Source organism: uncultured Candidatus Pelagibacter sp. (assembly GCF_943788075.1).
Taxonomy (GTDB): Bacteria; Pseudomonadota; Alphaproteobacteria; order Pelagibacterales; family Pelagibacteraceae; genus Pelagibacter.
This window is the reverse complement of record NZ_CALSOW010000003.1, coordinates 1-17,614: the sequence shown is the minus strand read 5'-3', so window position 1 is coordinate 17,614 and position 17,614 is coordinate 1. Positions and strand designations below refer to the sequence as shown.

The 17,614-nt window shown below is 31.9% G+C and carries 12 protein-coding genes; 11 read left to right on the top strand and 1 reads right to left on the bottom strand.

Features of this window, described 5'->3' with window-relative positions:
* Positions 1–2: 2 nt before the first annotated feature.
* The 7 genes from Q0X98_RS03620 (at position 3) to Q0X98_RS03590 (ending at position 10,415) form a co-directional block, all read left to right on the top strand.
* A complete protein-coding gene (locus tag Q0X98_RS03620; protein WP_028036437.1) occupies positions 3–431 on the top strand; it encodes a hypothetical protein in 429 nt (142 codons plus the stop codon).
* Entirely contained in the window at positions 428–1,483 is a 1,056-nt protein-coding gene (gene zapE, locus Q0X98_RS03615; protein WP_297681577.1) for a cell division protein ZapE, read from the top strand. Before Q0X98_RS03620 ends, zapE begins: the two co-directional genes overlap by 4 nt.
* Positions 1,480–1,902 carry a secondary thiamine-phosphate synthase enzyme YjbQ gene (locus Q0X98_RS03610; protein WP_297681574.1) on the top strand — a complete coding sequence of 141 codons (423 nt, stop codon included), beginning with the start codon at positions 1,480–1,482 and terminating at the stop codon, positions 1,900–1,902. The genes zapE and Q0X98_RS03610 overlap by 4 nt, the downstream gene beginning before the upstream one ends.
* 220 nt (positions 1,903–2,122) lie before the next feature.
* Complete coding sequence (locus Q0X98_RS03605) at positions 2,123–3,943, top strand: TolC family protein (RefSeq protein ID WP_297681572.1); 1,821 nt, start codon at positions 2,123–2,125, stop codon at positions 3,941–3,943.
* A 583-nt stretch (positions 3,944–4,526) separates the two neighbouring features.
* Positions 4,527–4,826, top strand: coding sequence for a hypothetical protein (locus Q0X98_RS03600; RefSeq protein WP_297681570.1), 300 nt, complete (start codon positions 4,527–4,529; stop codon positions 4,824–4,826).
* A 38-nt stretch (positions 4,827–4,864) separates the two neighbouring features.
* On the top strand, positions 4,865–5,059 hold the full coding sequence (locus Q0X98_RS03595) for a hypothetical protein (protein WP_297681568.1): 195 nt from the start codon (positions 4,865–4,867) through the stop codon (positions 5,057–5,059).
* 301 nt (positions 5,060–5,360) lie between these two features.
* A complete protein-coding gene (locus Q0X98_RS03590) occupies positions 5,361–10,415 on the top strand; it encodes an Ig-like domain-containing protein (RefSeq protein ID WP_297681566.1) in 5,055 nt (1,684 codons plus the stop codon).
* Between the two features lie 241 nt (positions 10,416–10,656).
* Here the strand turns inward: Q0X98_RS03590 and Q0X98_RS07475 are convergent, their stop codons facing one another.
* Positions 10,657–10,827, bottom strand: coding sequence for a hypothetical protein (locus Q0X98_RS07475; RefSeq protein WP_338140426.1), 171 nt, complete (start codon positions 10,825–10,827; stop codon positions 10,657–10,659).
* On the opposite strand from Q0X98_RS07475, the gene Q0X98_RS03585 reads away from it, so the two are divergent.
* From Q0X98_RS03585 to Q0X98_RS03570, 4 genes are all read left to right on the top strand, one after another.
* Positions 10,757–12,493: an Ig-like domain-containing protein gene (locus Q0X98_RS03585; RefSeq protein WP_338140427.1), complete on the top strand. Its 1,737-nt coding sequence runs from the start codon at positions 10,757–10,759 to the stop codon at positions 12,491–12,493. The two genes, Q0X98_RS07475 and Q0X98_RS03585, sit on opposite strands and share 71 nt — an antisense overlap.
* 58 nt (positions 12,494–12,551) lie before the next feature.
* Positions 12,552–12,779, top strand: coding sequence for a hypothetical protein (locus Q0X98_RS03580; RefSeq protein WP_297681564.1), 228 nt, complete (start codon positions 12,552–12,554; stop codon positions 12,777–12,779).
* A complete protein-coding gene (locus Q0X98_RS03575) occupies positions 12,736–16,848 on the top strand; it encodes a VCBS domain-containing protein (RefSeq protein ID WP_297681556.1) in 4,113 nt (1,370 codons plus the stop codon). Before Q0X98_RS03580 ends, Q0X98_RS03575 begins: the two co-directional genes overlap by 44 nt.
* A gap of 154 nt (positions 16,849–17,002) precedes the next feature.
* Positions 17,003–17,614, top strand: a 612-nt coding sequence (locus Q0X98_RS03570) for a DUF4347 domain-containing protein (protein WP_297681554.1), incomplete at its 3' end; no start/stop codon positions are given.

Here is a 17,614-nt window from a genome sequence, read left to right as displayed (position 1 = left end):
AAATGTTCTTAAAATTTTTAGATAGGATTGGAAGAAAAAAGGTAGTTTTAGACAGAGGTCCTTCGCATCCAAGATATAATGAGGCAAAACCTTGGATGAATAGATATTATGTTCTCTTTAGATATAGGCCCAAATGGTTTCCCTTTAATATTTTAATCCATGAAATGCTAGCTGATGATCATGGTGAGGGAGTTCACAATCATTTATGTCCTTATATAACAATAATTTTAAGAGGGGGGTACTGGGAGACAACTAAAAAAGGTAAGTTTTGGAGAAGACCAGGCTACATAGGGTTTCGTTCTGCAAATGCTCATCATAGAGTAGATTTAAAAGAAGACACAAACCCTATGACAATTTTTATACCAGGGCCATTTGGGCTTAGAAAAGGGTCAAGATCAGAATATGGTATAGATTTTAAAACTAAAAAATGAATTTAAATCAATTATTTCAAAATCATTGTAAGAAAAATAATTTAGAAATTAATCCCAATCAATTAAATTTAATTAATGAACTTAATCATTTTTATGATTTAAATTTTAATCAGTCATTTTTAAAAAAAATATTTTCTAAAAAAAACTCTAAGCCTGGTTTTTATTTATATGGAGACGTTGGCGTTGGAAAAACTATGATTTTTAATTTTTTCTTAGATCAAGTAAATGAGAAAAAATTAAGAAAACATTTTAATGAGTTTATGCTAAATTTTCATGATTTTTTTCATGATCGAAAAGATAAAAATGAAGAAAATATAATTAATCAATTTGTTAAAGATTTAAAATCAAAAGCATCTTTAATTTATTTTGATGAATTTCAAGTAACTAACATTGTCGATGCAATGATTTTAGGAAAATTATTTGATCAAATATTTAAAGAGGACATTAAAATTATAGTTACTTCAAATACTAAAATTTCAGAGCTTTACAAAGATGGTCTTCAACGAGATCAGTTTAAACCTTTCATAAAAATAATGGAAGATCAATCAATTGAACATGAGCTAAAAATTGAGGATGATTATAGAAAATCAAACGATAATCAAAAACAAAGATATTTTTATCCACTGAATGAAGAAACAAATTTTAAGATTAATAAATTTTTTAGAACTATCACAAAAGGAAAAAAACAATCCTCAATGACATTGAATGTAAAAGGAAGAGATTTTAAAATTGAGAATTTTTATGAAGGTATTGCAAAATTTGATTTTAATGAACTTTGTGATCAAAATTTAGGAGCTGAAGATTATTTAGAAATAATAAAAAATTGTAAATTTATTGTAATAAATCAAGTACCTCAATTTAGTGATACTAATTCAAATCAACAACAACGTTTTATAACTTTATTAGATGTTATTTATGATAAAAATATTTCAATAGCAGTTACTGCCAATCAAAATTTAGATAAATTTACTTCATCAAGATTATTAGAAAAACCATTTAATCGTACTATTAGCCGTTTATATGAATTAACATCTAAAGAAAATAATTTGTGATACAGGAATTTTTTAATCTTCAAATAAATACTAATGGTCAAAAGCTATATGAATTTACTAATGATACTATTCAATGGATTAATAAAAAAAATTTTAAAAACGGTATGCTTAACTTAAGTATTCAGCACACTAGTGCATCATTAATTGTTCAAGAAAATGCTGATCCCGATGTTCAAACAGATTTAATAAATTATTTTGATAAATTAGTTCCAATGAATAACAAATTATATGTTCATACTACTGAGGGTAAAGATGATATGCCTGCACATATAAAGTCAGCACTAACTAATAATCAAATCTCTTTAAGTATTAAGAATGGTGAGTTGTTGCTTGGAACTTGGCAGGGATTATATTTGTTTGAACACAGACTTTACCCACAACAAAGGAAAATTATTCATCATTTCCTTGGTGAGATTTAGGTTCCTTTTGAGATTTTATAATTAGTTCAAATGATGAAATTGAATTAATTTATCAAAAAAAACTCAATACTTGCCTAGTAAATAAAGATTTTTAAAAAAAAACACCTAATATGACCATATAAATTTTTTTTTAAGTTGTTTAATAACGTATAAATAATTTTACCCATAATGGTCAAAAATTTAATATATCTATCAATAAAATGGTTTAAAAACCTCAAAAATGCTTAACAAATTAATTAAAATATCTTTAATTGTTTCACTTGGTGCGTTGATTTCTTGTGCAAAGAGAAGTCCTGAACCAATAACATCTGATGTAATTTTAAAATCTGCTAAAGGTGACTTAGCTCAAATTAAAAAAATTAAAGAACAGAATGATCTATTTAAACAAGGCTTAAAGGTAGATTTATATACTGCAATTGCGCTTGCTATAGAAAATAACAAAGATTTAAAAGTTAAAATTTTAGAAACATCTCTTTCTTATAAAAGGATTGAAGATGTAGAATTTGACATGCTACCATCAATGACAGCTAATGCAGGTTACACAGGTAGTGACAGATATAAAGCCACAACAAGTGCAACAGTTCCAAGTAGTGATAAAGCGGGAAGCTTGGGTTCATCTTATTCTACATCAAGAGATAGAGAGGTGAATGAACAGGATATTGGTTTTTCTTGGAATATATTAGACTTTGGTCTTTCTTACATTAGAGCAGGACAAAGCTCTGATAGATATTTAATATCAAGAGAATTGGAACGTAAGGCTGCTAGTAACATTAAAAGAGATGTAGTTAGAGCTTATTGGAATGCACTTTCAGCAGAAAAATTAATCAAAAGATATGATCCATTATTAATTAAAGTAAATAAAGCTTTAAACGATAGTCAGAAAATTGAAGAGTTGTTGTTACAAAAACCTATGGACGCTCTTTTATATCAAAAAGAATTATTAGATATTCAAAGAGCATTACAAAGCCAAAAACAAAGTTTTGTTAATGCTAAAATCGAATTAAGGTCGTTAATGGGCTTACTTCCTAATGAAAAAATTACTCTTGTAGAAACTGATCTACCATTGAATGAATTAAATATGAAATTAGATGAAATGGAAAATTATGCGCTAGTGAATAGATCAGAATTAATGGAAAACCGTTATGAAGAAAGAATTTCAATTGCAGAGACAAAAGCGGGTATGAGATCTTTATTACCAGGTTTAAATTTTAATGCTTCATGGACGAGCTCATCTAATGATTATTTAATGAATAAAACTAACTTTGAATATGGATCTTCAATTGGTGCAAACTTATTTAATGTTTTTAGAGCACCAAAAATTAAAAAAATAAATAAAAAGACTACTGAAATTATACAAGAGCAAAGACTAGCTTTATCAATGGCAGTATTATCACAAGTTCACATATCTAATATCGAATATCAAATGGCTTTAGAGGAATATGAAACTTCAAAACGTTATTATGATGTTTCAAGAAAAATTACTCAACAAGTTAGAAATGCGCAAAAAATTGCAAGATTTGGAGAATTAGAGTTGATAAGAGAAGAAGCAAGTTTATTAGTTGCTGAACTAAGAAAAGATATAGCCTATTCAAAAGTTCAATTTAGTATAGCTCAAGTTTACACATCAGTTGGTATTGATGTTACTCATTTAGAAAGTAATAGTGCAGCTGAGATAGGCACAAAAGAATATGCTCAAATTATCAAAAATAACTTCAAATTATCAGGAGAAAAATACAAATTAGATCTAAACACTGATGGAATTAATGCTAATAAAAACAGAAGAGTTGTAGATAGAGATGTAGGCAAGCCAAAGACAAAAGAAGAAAAGAAATTAGCAAGAGAACAAAAAAAACAAGCCAGATTAAAGGCTAAGCAAGATAAAAAGCTAGCAAAAGAAAAAGCTAAGCTAGATAAAAAACTAGCATCAGAAAAAGCTAAGCAAGATAAAAAATTATCGATCGAACAAAAAAAACAAGCCAGATTAAAGGCTAAGCAAGATAAAAAACTAGCAAAAGAAAAAGCTAAGAAGATAAAAAATTAGCATAGAACAAAAAAGACTAGCATCAGAAAAAGCTAAGCAAGATAAAAAACTAGCATCAGAAAAAGCTAAGAAGGATAAAAAACTTAGCATCAGAAAAAGCTAAGCAGATAAAAAACTAGCATCAGAAAAAGCTAAGAAGGATAAAAAATTAGCATTAGAACAAAAAAGATTAGCATCAGAAAAAGCTAAGCTAGATAAAAAACTAGCATCAGAAAAAGCTAAGAAAGTTAAAAAATTAGCTTCAGAACAAAAAAGATTAGCATCAGAAAAAACTAAGCTAGATAAAAAACTAGCATCAGAAAAAGCTAAGAAGGATAAAAAATTAGCATTAGAACAAAAAAGATTAGCATCAGAAAAAGCTAAGCGAGATAAAAAATTAGCTAAAATTAAATCTAACGAAGCTAAAAAATTAACTAAAGAAGAAAGACGATCAAAAATATTAAAAGCTAAAGAAGAGAAAAGATTAAAGAAACAAAAAGCTAAAGAAGCTAAAAAATTAGCTAAAGAAGAAAGAAGATCAAAAATATTAAAAGCTAAAGAAGAAAAAAGATTAAAGAAACAAAAAGCTAAAGAAGCTAAAAAATTGGTTAAAGAAGAAAGACGATCAAAGATATTAAAAGCTAAAGAAGAAAAAAGATTAAAGAAACAAAAAGCTAAAGAAGCTAAAAAATTGGTTAAAGAAGAAAGACGATCAAAGATATTAAAAGCTAAAGAAGAAAAAAAATTAAAGAAACTAAAAGCTAAACAAGCTAAAAAATTAGCTAAAGAAGAAAAAAAATTAAAGAAACTAAAAGCTAAAGAAGAAAAAAGATTAAAGAAACTAAAAGCTAAAGAAGAAAAAAGATTAAAGAAACTAAAAGCTAAAGAAAACAAAAAATCTTAGTGCTAGACTTAAGAATAAAAGATAGATAATTTAAAGATATGAATAAAAAAAATGATCAAAAAAATACTCAATCTAAAAATAACATTGAGATTAAAATAGATGCAAAATCTGGAAAAGCTTCAGGTAATCTATTCAAAAGAAATCCAGTAGTTTCAAACAATCCTTCTTTAAAAGTTGGTCAAAAATTATCTGGCAAAGTTGATTTTAGTTCAAATAAAAAAAAAACTAACTAGAAATAAAATCAGTTAAAAAAATACCTGGTCATTCAGGTTTCAAAATAAAAATAAAAAATATTCTAATAAAACATTGACAATACAATTTGAAATTAGGGCAAATAAAATTTGTTCCTTTAACGGGTCAAGTTGATGTTCAGGAAAATATCTAGGGTGACTAAAGTTTAGATTTTTTTATCTAATCTATTTTTGACTTATTTACTTTGAGTTCTGAATGATCAAAATGGGTTTTTTTTACTTCTTTCACCCATAATGATCAAACTAAAAACTTCTATTTTTCATACTACGCTAAAACTTTCAAATGGGTAAAAAATCCACAAAAAGTAAAAACAAAAAAATATTTATTGAACCTTTAGAGCAAAGAGTAATGCTCGATGGTGCCGGGGCTTCTACTTTTCTTGATTTAATCGATGAAAGATCACAAGGTGAAAATTCAAATAAAACCATTTATGACGTTAAAAAATTTAAAGAAATTAAATCAGAGGATGGATCCAAAGAACTCCCCTTTACTAATGTTCCAAGAGATCAATTAAAAAGAAAACAAATAGTATTTATTGATAAGCAAGTTCCAGATTATGAAAAATTAGCAAAGTCATTTAGGAAAAATGTTGAAATTTATTATATTGAAACCAATGAAGATGGCTTTAAGAAAATAGAGCAAACTTTAGAAAATGGTAAAAAATATTCAGCCATTCACATCATTGGTCATGGTAGTGCAGGCCAAATTTTATTTGGAAATGCATTATTAACAAATGAGACCCTTGATAATTATAAAAATACATTAGTTAACATTGGTGAAAGTTTAACTAAAAAAGGAGATATCCTTTTCTATGGTTGTAACATTGCAGCAAATGATAAAGGAGAAGCTTTATTAAAAAAAATATCTAACTTTACAAAAGCTGACATTGCAGCATCAAATGATTTAACTGGTAAAGGTGGAGACTGGGTTTTAGAAAATAACTACGGAATTATAGAAACAAAAAATGCCGAAGTAATAGATTATGAACACTTCTTAGCCTATGGAGTAAGCAGTGTATCTGGTCACGGTGTTGAAAAACATAGCGCTACTGATTTTCGGCCAAGTGGTCAATCCGATAGTTCAAAGAGAATAATGATCACTCTTGAAAGAGAGAATATAACATCAGCAAGTATTAATAGTATAAAAAGTCAACATAGATCTGGTGCTTTTAGTAGTTTTGGCTCTGTTAGCTCATCTAATATGATTAATTCTTATATGGTTTATTTAAACGATAACACCAGTGGCAATCATAAAACAGCTTCATTTACTTTTGAAGGTGAAATTCTAGGATATTACTTTGAATCAGAACAAACAATAGGTCATGATTATAGATGGCATAAGAATAGTGTTTTTTCAAAACCAGGAGCAGTATATGCTGGTCAAAGAACAAAATCAGTAACAAAGGGTGGAAGAGAATTTGAATCTAATGATGAAGTCTCAATAAGTAGTAATTATAAAACATTAACTGTCAAAGCTGAAAATGGAAACCCTGGAGATTTCATTAGAGTAATCACTAAAGCACCAGAAGCAAACACAGCTCCTGTTGCAAGAGATGTAACTAAAGCTGTTAATGAAAATGCAATATCATCACAAGGTGATGTAGTTGCTTCTTCTGACGATGCAGATGGTGATACACTACATATTTCATCTATTACATATATAGATGTCAATAATCGATACGCAACCCAGAATATGGCTGCAAATAGAAATTACGCTCTTAATACCCTTTATGGAGTTTTAAATATTAATTCATCCACAGGGGCATTTACTTATGATGCAAGTAGCACATCTTCTACTTACGATGCAGGTACGCAGGGATTAAGTGCAAATACTTCCTCATTTACTAGGATTAATGCATTAGATGTTGGAGATACAGCATCTGAGACTTTTACTTATACTTTAAGTGATGGGACAGATACAGATACAGGTACAATTACTGTTAATATTACTGGGATAAATGATACTCCTATTGCAGTAAATGACCAGAACACCATCACAGAAGGTGGAACAATTACACGTTCTTCAACTACATCAGATACTAAAGAATTAGTAGATAACGATACAGATGTTGATGGATCTGATAATAGAACAAATTTCAAAGTTTTATCAGCATTAAAAGGAAATGCAGAAAAAGCAGGTGGTAGTGCACCAACTGTTTGGAATGGGAATTTTTTAAACGAAACAACACGACCTAACGCAACGATTAGAGGAGATTATGGTTCATTAACAATTTATCATGATGGATCTTATACCTATGCAGCAGACTCACAAATTGCAGGATTAGATAGCGGGGAAACTGTTAGTGATTATTTCAACTATTTAGTTTCAGACGATTCAGATGGGAATAATTCATATATTCCAAGTGACTCTAGTACTGTTGCTACACCTTACGATAAAAATAGTTATGGTGTTTTACAAATTTCAATTAGTGGTGTTGATGATGAAGCGGTTAATGCAGCTCCTACAGTTACAAATGATACTGCTTATGTGTATGAAGATTTTACCGTAACAGCTGTTGATGATGCTGAAGCGAACGATGGTTATTCAACATCTCCTTTTACTAACAATATCGCATTTGCTGCTAGTGATTTTGATATTGTAGGTGATAGCGATTACAACAGTGATCATGGTGATCATACAGGAGATTTGCTATCAAATGACTCAGACAGTGATGGTGATACACTTACAATTACAGCTGTAAGACTAAAAATTTTCAACGCTCCATTAAACTCACAAACTGCTTATACAGATGTTGGTGCAAGTACATCTGTGCTTGTTAATAATAGTAACAAAGAACTTGGTAGTGGTGGTCAAACAATTTCAGGTAATTATGGAACACTATCAATTGGTGCTGATGGATCTTTCTCTTATGCAGCAACTGCATCTGCTACTGATGCATTAGATTTAAATGAAACTGTAACTGATTCGTTTGAGTATAAAGTTTCTGATGGAACTGATATTGCAATTGGAACTTTAACTGTTACTGTTAAAGGAATTAATGATTTACCAGTTGGAGTGAATGATACAGATTCTGTTACAGCAGGATCAAGTATCACTAGATCTAACGATACTGAATATGATGTTTTAGTTGATGATACTGATGCTGATGAAGATGATGTTCATAGTAATTTTACTATTAGAGCAATAAGCATTGGCTTAGATAGTTCCATTATTTCTAGTGGTAGTGCAACAATCAATGGTACTTATGGAACGTTAACAATAAATGAAAATGGAAGTTACAGTTATGACACATCAAGTAATTCAAATGCATTAGCACTTGGAAACGGTGAAACTGGATCTGATACATTTACATATTTTTTTTATGATAATGATGGCTCTTCAAAATTAAGCGAACATAACAACGCGAATAATCTTACAAAATCACCTACAGGACAATCGACTTTAAAAATAACGGTCACTGGACAAACCCCAAGAACTACAAATGATACAGGTTATATAGCAGCTGGATCTACTTTAACTGTTGCTGATGGAGCTAGTGCAAATGATGCCGACAGCGATAGTGATTATAATAGTGCAACAGGAGATCATACTGGAGATGTGTTAGGAAATGATACGGGAACTTCAAATACGGTAACAGCAATTTCATCTTCAACAGGTGAAACAGGAACTATTGGTTCAGCTTTGAGTGGACAATACGGAGAATTAACAATAAACGAAGATGGATCATATACTTATGTTGCAAATAACGCAGCAAAACTTGGTGCAACAACAGCAACAGATGTATTTACTTATACTGTTACAGACGCAACTAGTGGAGGCACTGGTACTGCAACAATTACAATAACAGTCTTAGGTTCAAATGATGCACCGACTGCTACTGATGACACTGGATATATAAATGAAAATTCAACATTAACAGTTGATTATGATATTGAAGATGAAAATGCTACAGATGATGAAAGTGGAACAGACAGTGATTATAACAATGAAAGTGGAGACCATACAGGTGAAGTTTTATTAAATGATGAAGACCCTGAGGGAGCTACAATTACAGTTACAGCCATTAGACATAGTGAAGATGCTAGTGCTGATGCAACTTCTATAACAGCAAGCACCACTTATTCAAATGGATCTTCTATTTTAGGAGATTATGGTGTTCTAACAATTGGTGCAGATGGAAGTTATACTTATAATGCTAACACTGCGAATGCATTAGATGATGGTGATACTGCAACTGATGTATTTACTTACACTGTTTCAGATGGAAGCTTAACTGATACTGGAACATTAACAATTACTATTGAAGGTATTAATGATGCACCAGTTGCACAAGATGATTATGGTTTTATAAATGAAAATTCAACCTTAGAAGTTACCGCTACTGCAGATGCAACGACAGATAATGTTTACGCAACTAATACTGGACCTATTACTTCTGGAGTTATAAGCATAAGCAATTCCTCAAATGCATCTACCACTAATGGAGATACATATTCTCAAGATTTAGACTTTAATAGTGATGGAACTTACGCTTATGTTGGAGGAAGTAGACATGGTTTAGTTTTTAAATATGGACTTACGACCGCATATGATTTTTCAACTATTGATACAGTTGCATATGATGCATCAACCAATACTGATGGTTATCAAAAATTAGACCCTGATGTAGGTGGGGTAACGGGAATTTCTGCAAAACCGGATGGTACAAAAATATTTATTACTGGAACATCTGGCTCAGATAAAATTATTAAACAATTTTCTTTATCAACTGCTAATAATTTAGCAACAGCAGATACTGTTGCTTATCATGCATCTACAAATACAGATGGATATAAAGAATATACATTTTCAGATTTTACTTCTGGAAATACTCAACACTCACTAATTTTTAGTTCTGATGGTACAAAATTATTTACATTAGAAGTTGCAAGTGGAAATGACAAACTACATCAATATTCTTTAACGACAGCTTGGGATATAGGTTCCATGAACCATGATGGATCTATAACTTTACAATCTGATGTTTATGATCCATTAGGTTTGACAAGTGATATTCATACACCTCAAGGGTTGGCATTTAATGATGATGGAACTAAATTAACAATTTTAAGTGATACAGGAACAGATAAATTGTACCAGTTCTCACTTAACTCTGCTTATAATATTAATGATCCAGTAACACTTGAAGGTGAAAGATCTTTAAGTGGCACAGCAAATACTAGAGGTTTAGCATTTAATAGTGATGGAACGGAATTAACAATACTTCAACATGATGCTTCCAAAATAGATTATCATCAATTAAATCTTACAGGCACTGCATATGAGATTGGAAATATAAAGAGACAGGTACCACTGGAGAATCTACTGGAAATGTAATTGATACTCAATCATCCACTCATTATGATAATGATGTTGATGATGCATCTAGTTTAACAATTTCTGCAATAAGAACTGGAACAGAAGCGGCTGGAACAGGAACTTCAGGTAGCGTTGGATCATCTTTAACAGGAACTTATGGAACACTTACTATTCAATCAACTGGTGCTTATACTTATGTTGCAAATCTTGCTGCAACGGAAGCATTAGATGCAGGAGATGTTGCAATAGATTATTTTACTTATACTTTATCTGATGGAACGGCTACTGATACAGCACAACTTGTAATAAAAGTAACAGGAGTAAATGATGCTCCAACTACAACAAATGATACAGGATATATTGCTGAAGGTTCAACTTTAGCAGTTTCAAATGGAGGCTCAGCTGTTTCTGGAACAAGCACTGGAAGCAATAGTGGAGATGTTTTAGATAATGATGCGGATTTAGATGTAACTGCGGATTCATCAGGAAATGTAACAGAAAGTTCTGATGATGCCTTAACAGTTACAGGAACTGTAAGTCAAAATGGTGGAACTAATTCAGCTGGGGGCTCTGTTAGCACAAACAGTCAAACAGCAAGTGTTGGTTCAGCAGTTACAGGTTTGTATGGTTCTTTAACATTAAACGCTAATGGCTCTTATTCTTATGTTGCAAATAATGCAGAGTCGTTAGATGTTGGAGAAACAGTTACCGATGTTTTTACATTTACAGTAACTGATACTCAAAGTGCAACAACTACAGCTACTTTAACAATTACAGTCATTGGAACAAATGACCTTCCAACTTCAGCTAATGCAACTGTTTATGTAAATGAAAGAAATACAGATTCATCCTACGGTGAAAGAACTCCTTCTGCAAATTTCATTAAAACATTTGCGTCAAGTGATTTTGCTTTTACAGATGCAGATACTTCAGATAGCAGTTTAAGTGCAATTAAAATTATAACACTACCATCATCTGGAACATTAACTTTAAGTGGATCTGCAGTTTCAGCAGACGATGAAATTGCTACTGCTAGCATTTCAAGTTTGATTTATACACCAACTGCTAACTCTGAAAGCAATGACAGCTTTACCTTTAAAGTTTCAGATGGAACAGGTTTTAGTGCTTCAGCTAATACAATGACAGTAAGTAATAATGCTGCTCCAGTGGTAACTGATAAAAATATTGAAACTGCTGTTATCTCTGGTGGGGGTACAAGCACAGGAGATGTTCATAATTTTGTTGCAGATAGTGATGATGCTGACAGTGTTTTAGTTGTAACTGGAGTTGCTGCAGGAAATGAAAGTACAAACTCCTCAATTATTTCTAACGGTACAGGAGTTGGATCTGCTATTGCTGGAAATTATGGAACATTAAACATAGCTGCAAACGGAACTTATACTTATACATCAACAGTTTCTTTATCAGCTGGCGCAAGTTCAGTTACGGATACATTTACATATACAACAAGAGATAATGAAACAGATACAGATGAAAATTATGCATATGATACTGGAACAATCACATTTACTGTTGTTCCATCGTTAACCTTAGTAAATGATACAGATACCGTAACAGTTGGAGATGATGATGTAACAGTTGCCAATGGTGATGACGAAGATTTACTTGAAGATGACAGTACATCTACAGGAACTTTAACTGTCTCAAATATCTCTTTTACTAACAGTTCAGATACTACAACTACAGAAACGGTAACAAGTGGTGGAGTTACAATTACAGGATTATACGGACAATTAACTATTTACGAAAATGGAAGTTATACTTATACGCCAAATCAGAATGCATCAACTGCTCTTGATGCACTTGAAACTGGCACTGATGTCTTTACTTATACAGCAACCAATGGAACGGATAGTGGAAATGCTACTCTAACGTTTACGGTAACAGGTATTAATGATGCCCCAACCTCTTCTGATGCAACAATAAATATAAATGAAAACAATCAAACATCATCAGCAGGGGATAGAACACCATCAAATATTACATATACTTTTTCATCAAGCGACTTCGCATTCTCAGATAGTGACTCAGGCGATGCAGATTACGCATGTAAAAATAGTAACTTTACCAACTAATGGTGCATTGTATCGTGATCGATGGTACAAACGTGATTAGCCTCTACTCAATTATGAAATGGCCATAGGGGATATTGGTGATCTTGTTTATACCCCAGATGCAAATTCAGAAAGTGATGATACCTTTACCTTTAAAGTTAAAGATGGAACAACAGATAGTACATCAGCAGACACAATAACTATTTCAGTAAATGCGGCACCAGCAGCCACAAACCATACTCATGGATCAGCAGTTGAAACAAGTGCTACAGCAAGTTCTAATCTTGTTTTATCCAGTTGCAAATAGTGGAGTTGATAAAATTGATGACAGTGATGATGAAAGTGACAGTTCCAGCCATGTTTTAACAATTACAGGAGTTGCATCTGGAGCTGAAAGTTCAACTATTCCAAGCGGAAGTGTTGGATCATCTGTTACAGGAACTTATGGATCTTTAGTTTTAAATTCAAATGGAAGCTACACGTACACAGCAAATGCATCTAATAATATTACATATGGCGGAACAGCAACTGATGTATTTAATTATGCAGTTCAAGATGATGAAGGAACAACAGGGAGTGCAGGATCCAATGCTTTAGATGTTGGACAATTAACATTTACGGTTCAAGCTTTAGGAAACGTTGCACCCACTGCATCTGACGGAACAATTTATGTTAATGAAAATAACCAAGTATCCTCAGCAGGGGATAGAACTCCAAGTAATATATCTCATACATTTCAAGCAAGCGATTTCTCACTTTCTGATGACAATGAAGCTGCAGGACAAGCATTAAATATTAAAATTGTAACGTTACCATCCTCTGGAACTTTATCTTATAGCTCAACTAATCTTACCTCATCTCACGTAAATCCAGGAACATCTACAACTTATACAGTTTCAAAAGCAAATATTGGAAATTTAGTTTACACCCCTAATGCAAACTCTGAAGCTGATGATAGTTTTACTTTTAAAGCTTATGATGGAGTAACAGATAGTACATCAACTTACACAATATCAGTTTCTGTAAATGCTGCACCAAATGTAACGGATACAACCGTTGGAACAGTTGCTGCAGGTGCCACAAGTTCAGGAGATGTTCATGACGGCGTTGCGGATAGTGATGACGCTGATAGTGTATTAGTGGTAACTGCTGCAAAAGCTGCTTCAGAAGGTGGAAGCTATTCAACAGTAATTAATTTAGGAAATAATAGCAATTTAGTAACAGCTGCAACAACTTCTTCTAATGGATTGTCTGTTTCTGGTACTTATGGAACATTAGTTATTGGTGCAGATGGATCTTATATTTATACAGCAAGTGCAACAAATAATATTAGTTATGGAGCAACAGCAACAGACACTTTTACATTTACAACTAAAGATAATGAAACAAATTCAGGCTCAACAGCTTATGATGTAGGTGAACTAATCTTTACTGTAGGCTCATCAGTTTCTCTTGCGGCAGATACAGATACTGTTGATGAAGATGCAACAGTAACTGTTGCAAATGGTGATGCAGAAGATGTATTAGAGGATGATACAAGTGCTGCAACTGTTTCTCATATTGGAGCTGCAGCAGACAGTTTAACTTCAATTTCAACTTCACAAGCAATAACAGGTACTTATGGAACTCTAACTATGTATGCAACAGGAGCATACTCTTATGTCGCCGATCAATCAGCAGCGGATGCATTAACTGCAGGAGCAACAGCAAATGATGTATTTTATTATAAAGCAGCAGGTGCAACAACAACCTTAACTATAGCAGTTACAGGACTTGGCCCACTAGCAGCGAATGATACAGGTGCTGTTAATGAGGATGCAACGGTTACAGGAACAGGAACTGTTACAGGAACTGGTGTTCTTGGAAATGATGACAATGGTGGAAGCACTTATGAAAGTGAAGACTCTACTTTAAGAGTTACTCAAGCAAAACCAGATGGTGGATCTTATACATCAGTTGCCTCTGGAGGATCTTCAAGCATTGTCGGAACTTATGGAACATTAACCCTTTATAGTACAGGTCAATATTCTTACACACCGAATAATACAACTGCACAAACAATTACAAAAGATGCAACGGTAACAGAAACTTTTGTTTATGAAATAAAAGATGATGCTGATGTTAACGCTAGTACTGCAAATCTAGTATTCACAATAACTGGACTTAATGATGATATAACTGCAGTAGATGACACGGATAGTGTTGATGAAGGAACAAGTATTATAAGAGATAATACTTCTGCTTCTTCATTAGATTATGATGATTTAGATCCAGATAGCGGTAACACTTATGCAACTCATCAAATAACAGCTATAAAATTAGGAGGTACTGAAGGATCAGGTACAGCAGGGACAATAGGGGAGCCTTTAAAAGGAACATATGGAAGATTAACTGTTTTTGCTGATGGAAGTTACATCTATCAAGCAAATAATAATATTTTAGATGGAAGTGGAAATAGAATTATCTCAGGCGATACCGTCACAGATACATTTAATTACACTGTATCTGATACGGATGGAGATACCGATACTGCAGTATTAATTATTACAATTAATGGAACTAATGAACCACCTGTTGCAGCAACAGACTATGGTCAATTAGATGTAGGGGGATCCTCTTTAACTAAAACACCTTTAACAGGGGTTACTTCAAATGATGCTGATATTGAAGGATCTGATTTAACTGTAAATGGAATAAGAACAGGGGGTGAAGATGATACTGGAACAACAGGTAATATAGGCTCTCCACTTACAGGAACTTACGGAAATATTACCATTAATGGAGATGGTAGCTACACATATGAGTTAGATACTACTAATGAAAATTTAGCTAAAATCCCTGAAGGACACAATTTTTATGAAATATTCACCTATACTGTGACAGATGACACTGGACAAACATCAACTGCAGAAATTGTCATTCAAATAAATGGTGTAAATGATGCTCCAACTGCGGTAGATGATGAAGCAATAATAGATTTAGATACATCACCGAACTTAGATAATTTAACAAATTCATCAAACTTTGTTAAAGCAAATGATAATGATGTTGATTTATTTGATGACATTACCATAGATTCAATTCGAACAGGACAATCTTCAGACACTGGAACATCGATTACAGTTGGACAAAGTTTTACTTCAACTTATGGTAATTTCTATATTAATGCTAACGGAGGTTATTCTTATAATGCAAACGATGGATTGGCTGACACATTAAAACCAAATGAAAAACTTTATGAGTATTTTACTTATACGATTACAGACAGTGCTGGATTAACTGCAACTGCCCAGCTTACAATTGAAATATCTAGTTCAGCAAATCAATCAAATATTGAATTGCAAGAACAAGGTTTCCAAGACCTTGTAACCACAGCCTCTTTAAATGGAAAAGATCAGTATGATTTACCAGATAGAGCACCTTCAGCTTCATCAAACTTTTATGAAGGCCAATTTACGATTGGTAAATTTAATGAAAATTTAAAACTAGTAGATCTTAGAGCTCAGTTTAAAGATAAAGATGGAAACTATACAACTTTTTCAAAAGGAAATCCTGATGATATTTTAGTTCTACAGTTTTCAGTATTTAACGATCCAGGAATTGAACTTGTTCGTTACAAAGGAGAAATGAAAGATGGATCTGCTCTACCCGATTGGATTAAAGTTAATCCTAAATCAGGAGTGGTAGTTGCAGAAATTCCATCAGACATAGATTTATTAGAATTTAAGGTAATCGGTATTGATGACAAAAATAATGAATTTGAAATTGCAGTTATCATTGAGGCAGGTGAGTTAAGACAAAATAGAGAACTTGCAAAAGAGTTTGCTGGTGAAATTGATGAAAACATATCTGTGGATGAAGATGGAAATGTTGAAGTTCAATCAGATGAAGAACAAACTAATAATGAAACTGAAAATAAATCAATTAATGGCAATGAAGTAAAAATTAAATCTAAAAAACAAATTAATGATTTTGTTAAAGGAGATGTGTTTAAACCTAAGCCTTATCTTCGAGATAACAAATATATCATCAACTTACCGGATGAAATTAAAAATAACTTAGAAAAAGGAATTGCCGTTTTAAGAAATGGGGAAAAAGCTCCGAAGTGGGTCAAAGTTAGTTTAGGAAAAGGGGAATTAGTATTAGATCCTCCTAAGAATTTAAAAAATTTAAATTTAACAATTGTAACTTTAGATAAAGATGGAAACAAAATATCTAATGATGTTACATCAAAAATTAATAAACGTTCTGCTGAAAGATTTGCAAAACAAGTAGAGATTAAAGAGCAATCAAAATTTGTCTCCCTTAATGATCAAGTTGGAAAAGAGAATTTTCAATTAGATGATTATGGCGAGGATATTTTGAGAAGATTATAATCCTCCAAGTTGTAAAAATTAAACTTTTAAAAAAGAAGAAATTAATTTGAGATTAGCTAGGTTTAATTAGTTCAAAATGGGTTTTTTTAACTACATATACCCATTTTGGTAACCCTTAAAATGCTATTATTTTAAGTAGGTTTAAAATGGTTTTATGGGTAACGAGTCCATAAAAAAAAAACCAAAAAAATTATTTATTGAACCATTAGAGCAAAGAATAATGCTCGATGGGGCTGGGGCTTCTACGTTTTTAGATTTAATTGATGAGCGAAATCAACAACAAATTACAATAAATTCTTCAAATAAAGACATATATAAAGAGGGAGATAATTCTAACAAAGACATCCCATTTACCAATATCGCAAGAGATAAAATAAGAAATGATAAGAAAAATATAGTCTTTATTGATAGTGCCGTTGAAGATTATGAAACAATAACAAATTCATTTAAGGAAAATACCGAGTTTTATCTAATCAATGCAAATGAAGATGGCTTTAAAAGAATAAGCGAAATTTTAACCGATAGAGAAAATATCGATGCTTTACATCTAATTGGTCATGGCTCATCTGGACAAATTTTATTTGGAAATGCATTTTTAAATAATGACACCATAGATAGTTACCAATCAACTCTAACATCCATTGGTCAATCGTTAACCACAAGTGGGGATATTTTATTTTATGGTTGTAACGTTGCATCCACTGAACAAGGTGAAATTTTAATTAAAAAAATATCAGAAATTACTAAAGCAGACATTGCAGCTTCA

Excerpts from the sequence above, each read along its gene's own strand:
- Q0X98_RS03580 (WP_297681564.1), top strand. The coding sequence starts at position 12,552 with ATGGCCATAGGGGATATTGGTGATCTTGTTTATACCCCAGATGCAAAT.
- Q0X98_RS03590 (WP_297681566.1), top strand. The coding sequence starts at position 5,361 with ATGGGTAAAAAATCCACAAAAAGTAAAAACAAAAAAATATTTATTGAA.
- zapE (WP_297681577.1), top strand. The coding sequence starts at position 428 with ATGAATTTAAATCAATTATTTCAAAATCATTGTAAGAAAAATAATTTA.
- Q0X98_RS03595 (WP_297681568.1), top strand. The coding sequence starts at position 4,865 with ATGAATAAAAAAAATGATCAAAAAAATACTCAATCTAAAAATAACATT.
- Q0X98_RS03605 (WP_297681572.1), top strand. The coding sequence starts at position 2,123 with ATGCTTAACAAATTAATTAAAATATCTTTAATTGTTTCACTTGGTGCG.
- Q0X98_RS03620 (WP_028036437.1), top strand. The coding sequence starts at position 3 with ATGTTCTTAAAATTTTTAGATAGGATTGGAAGAAAAAAGGTAGTTTTA.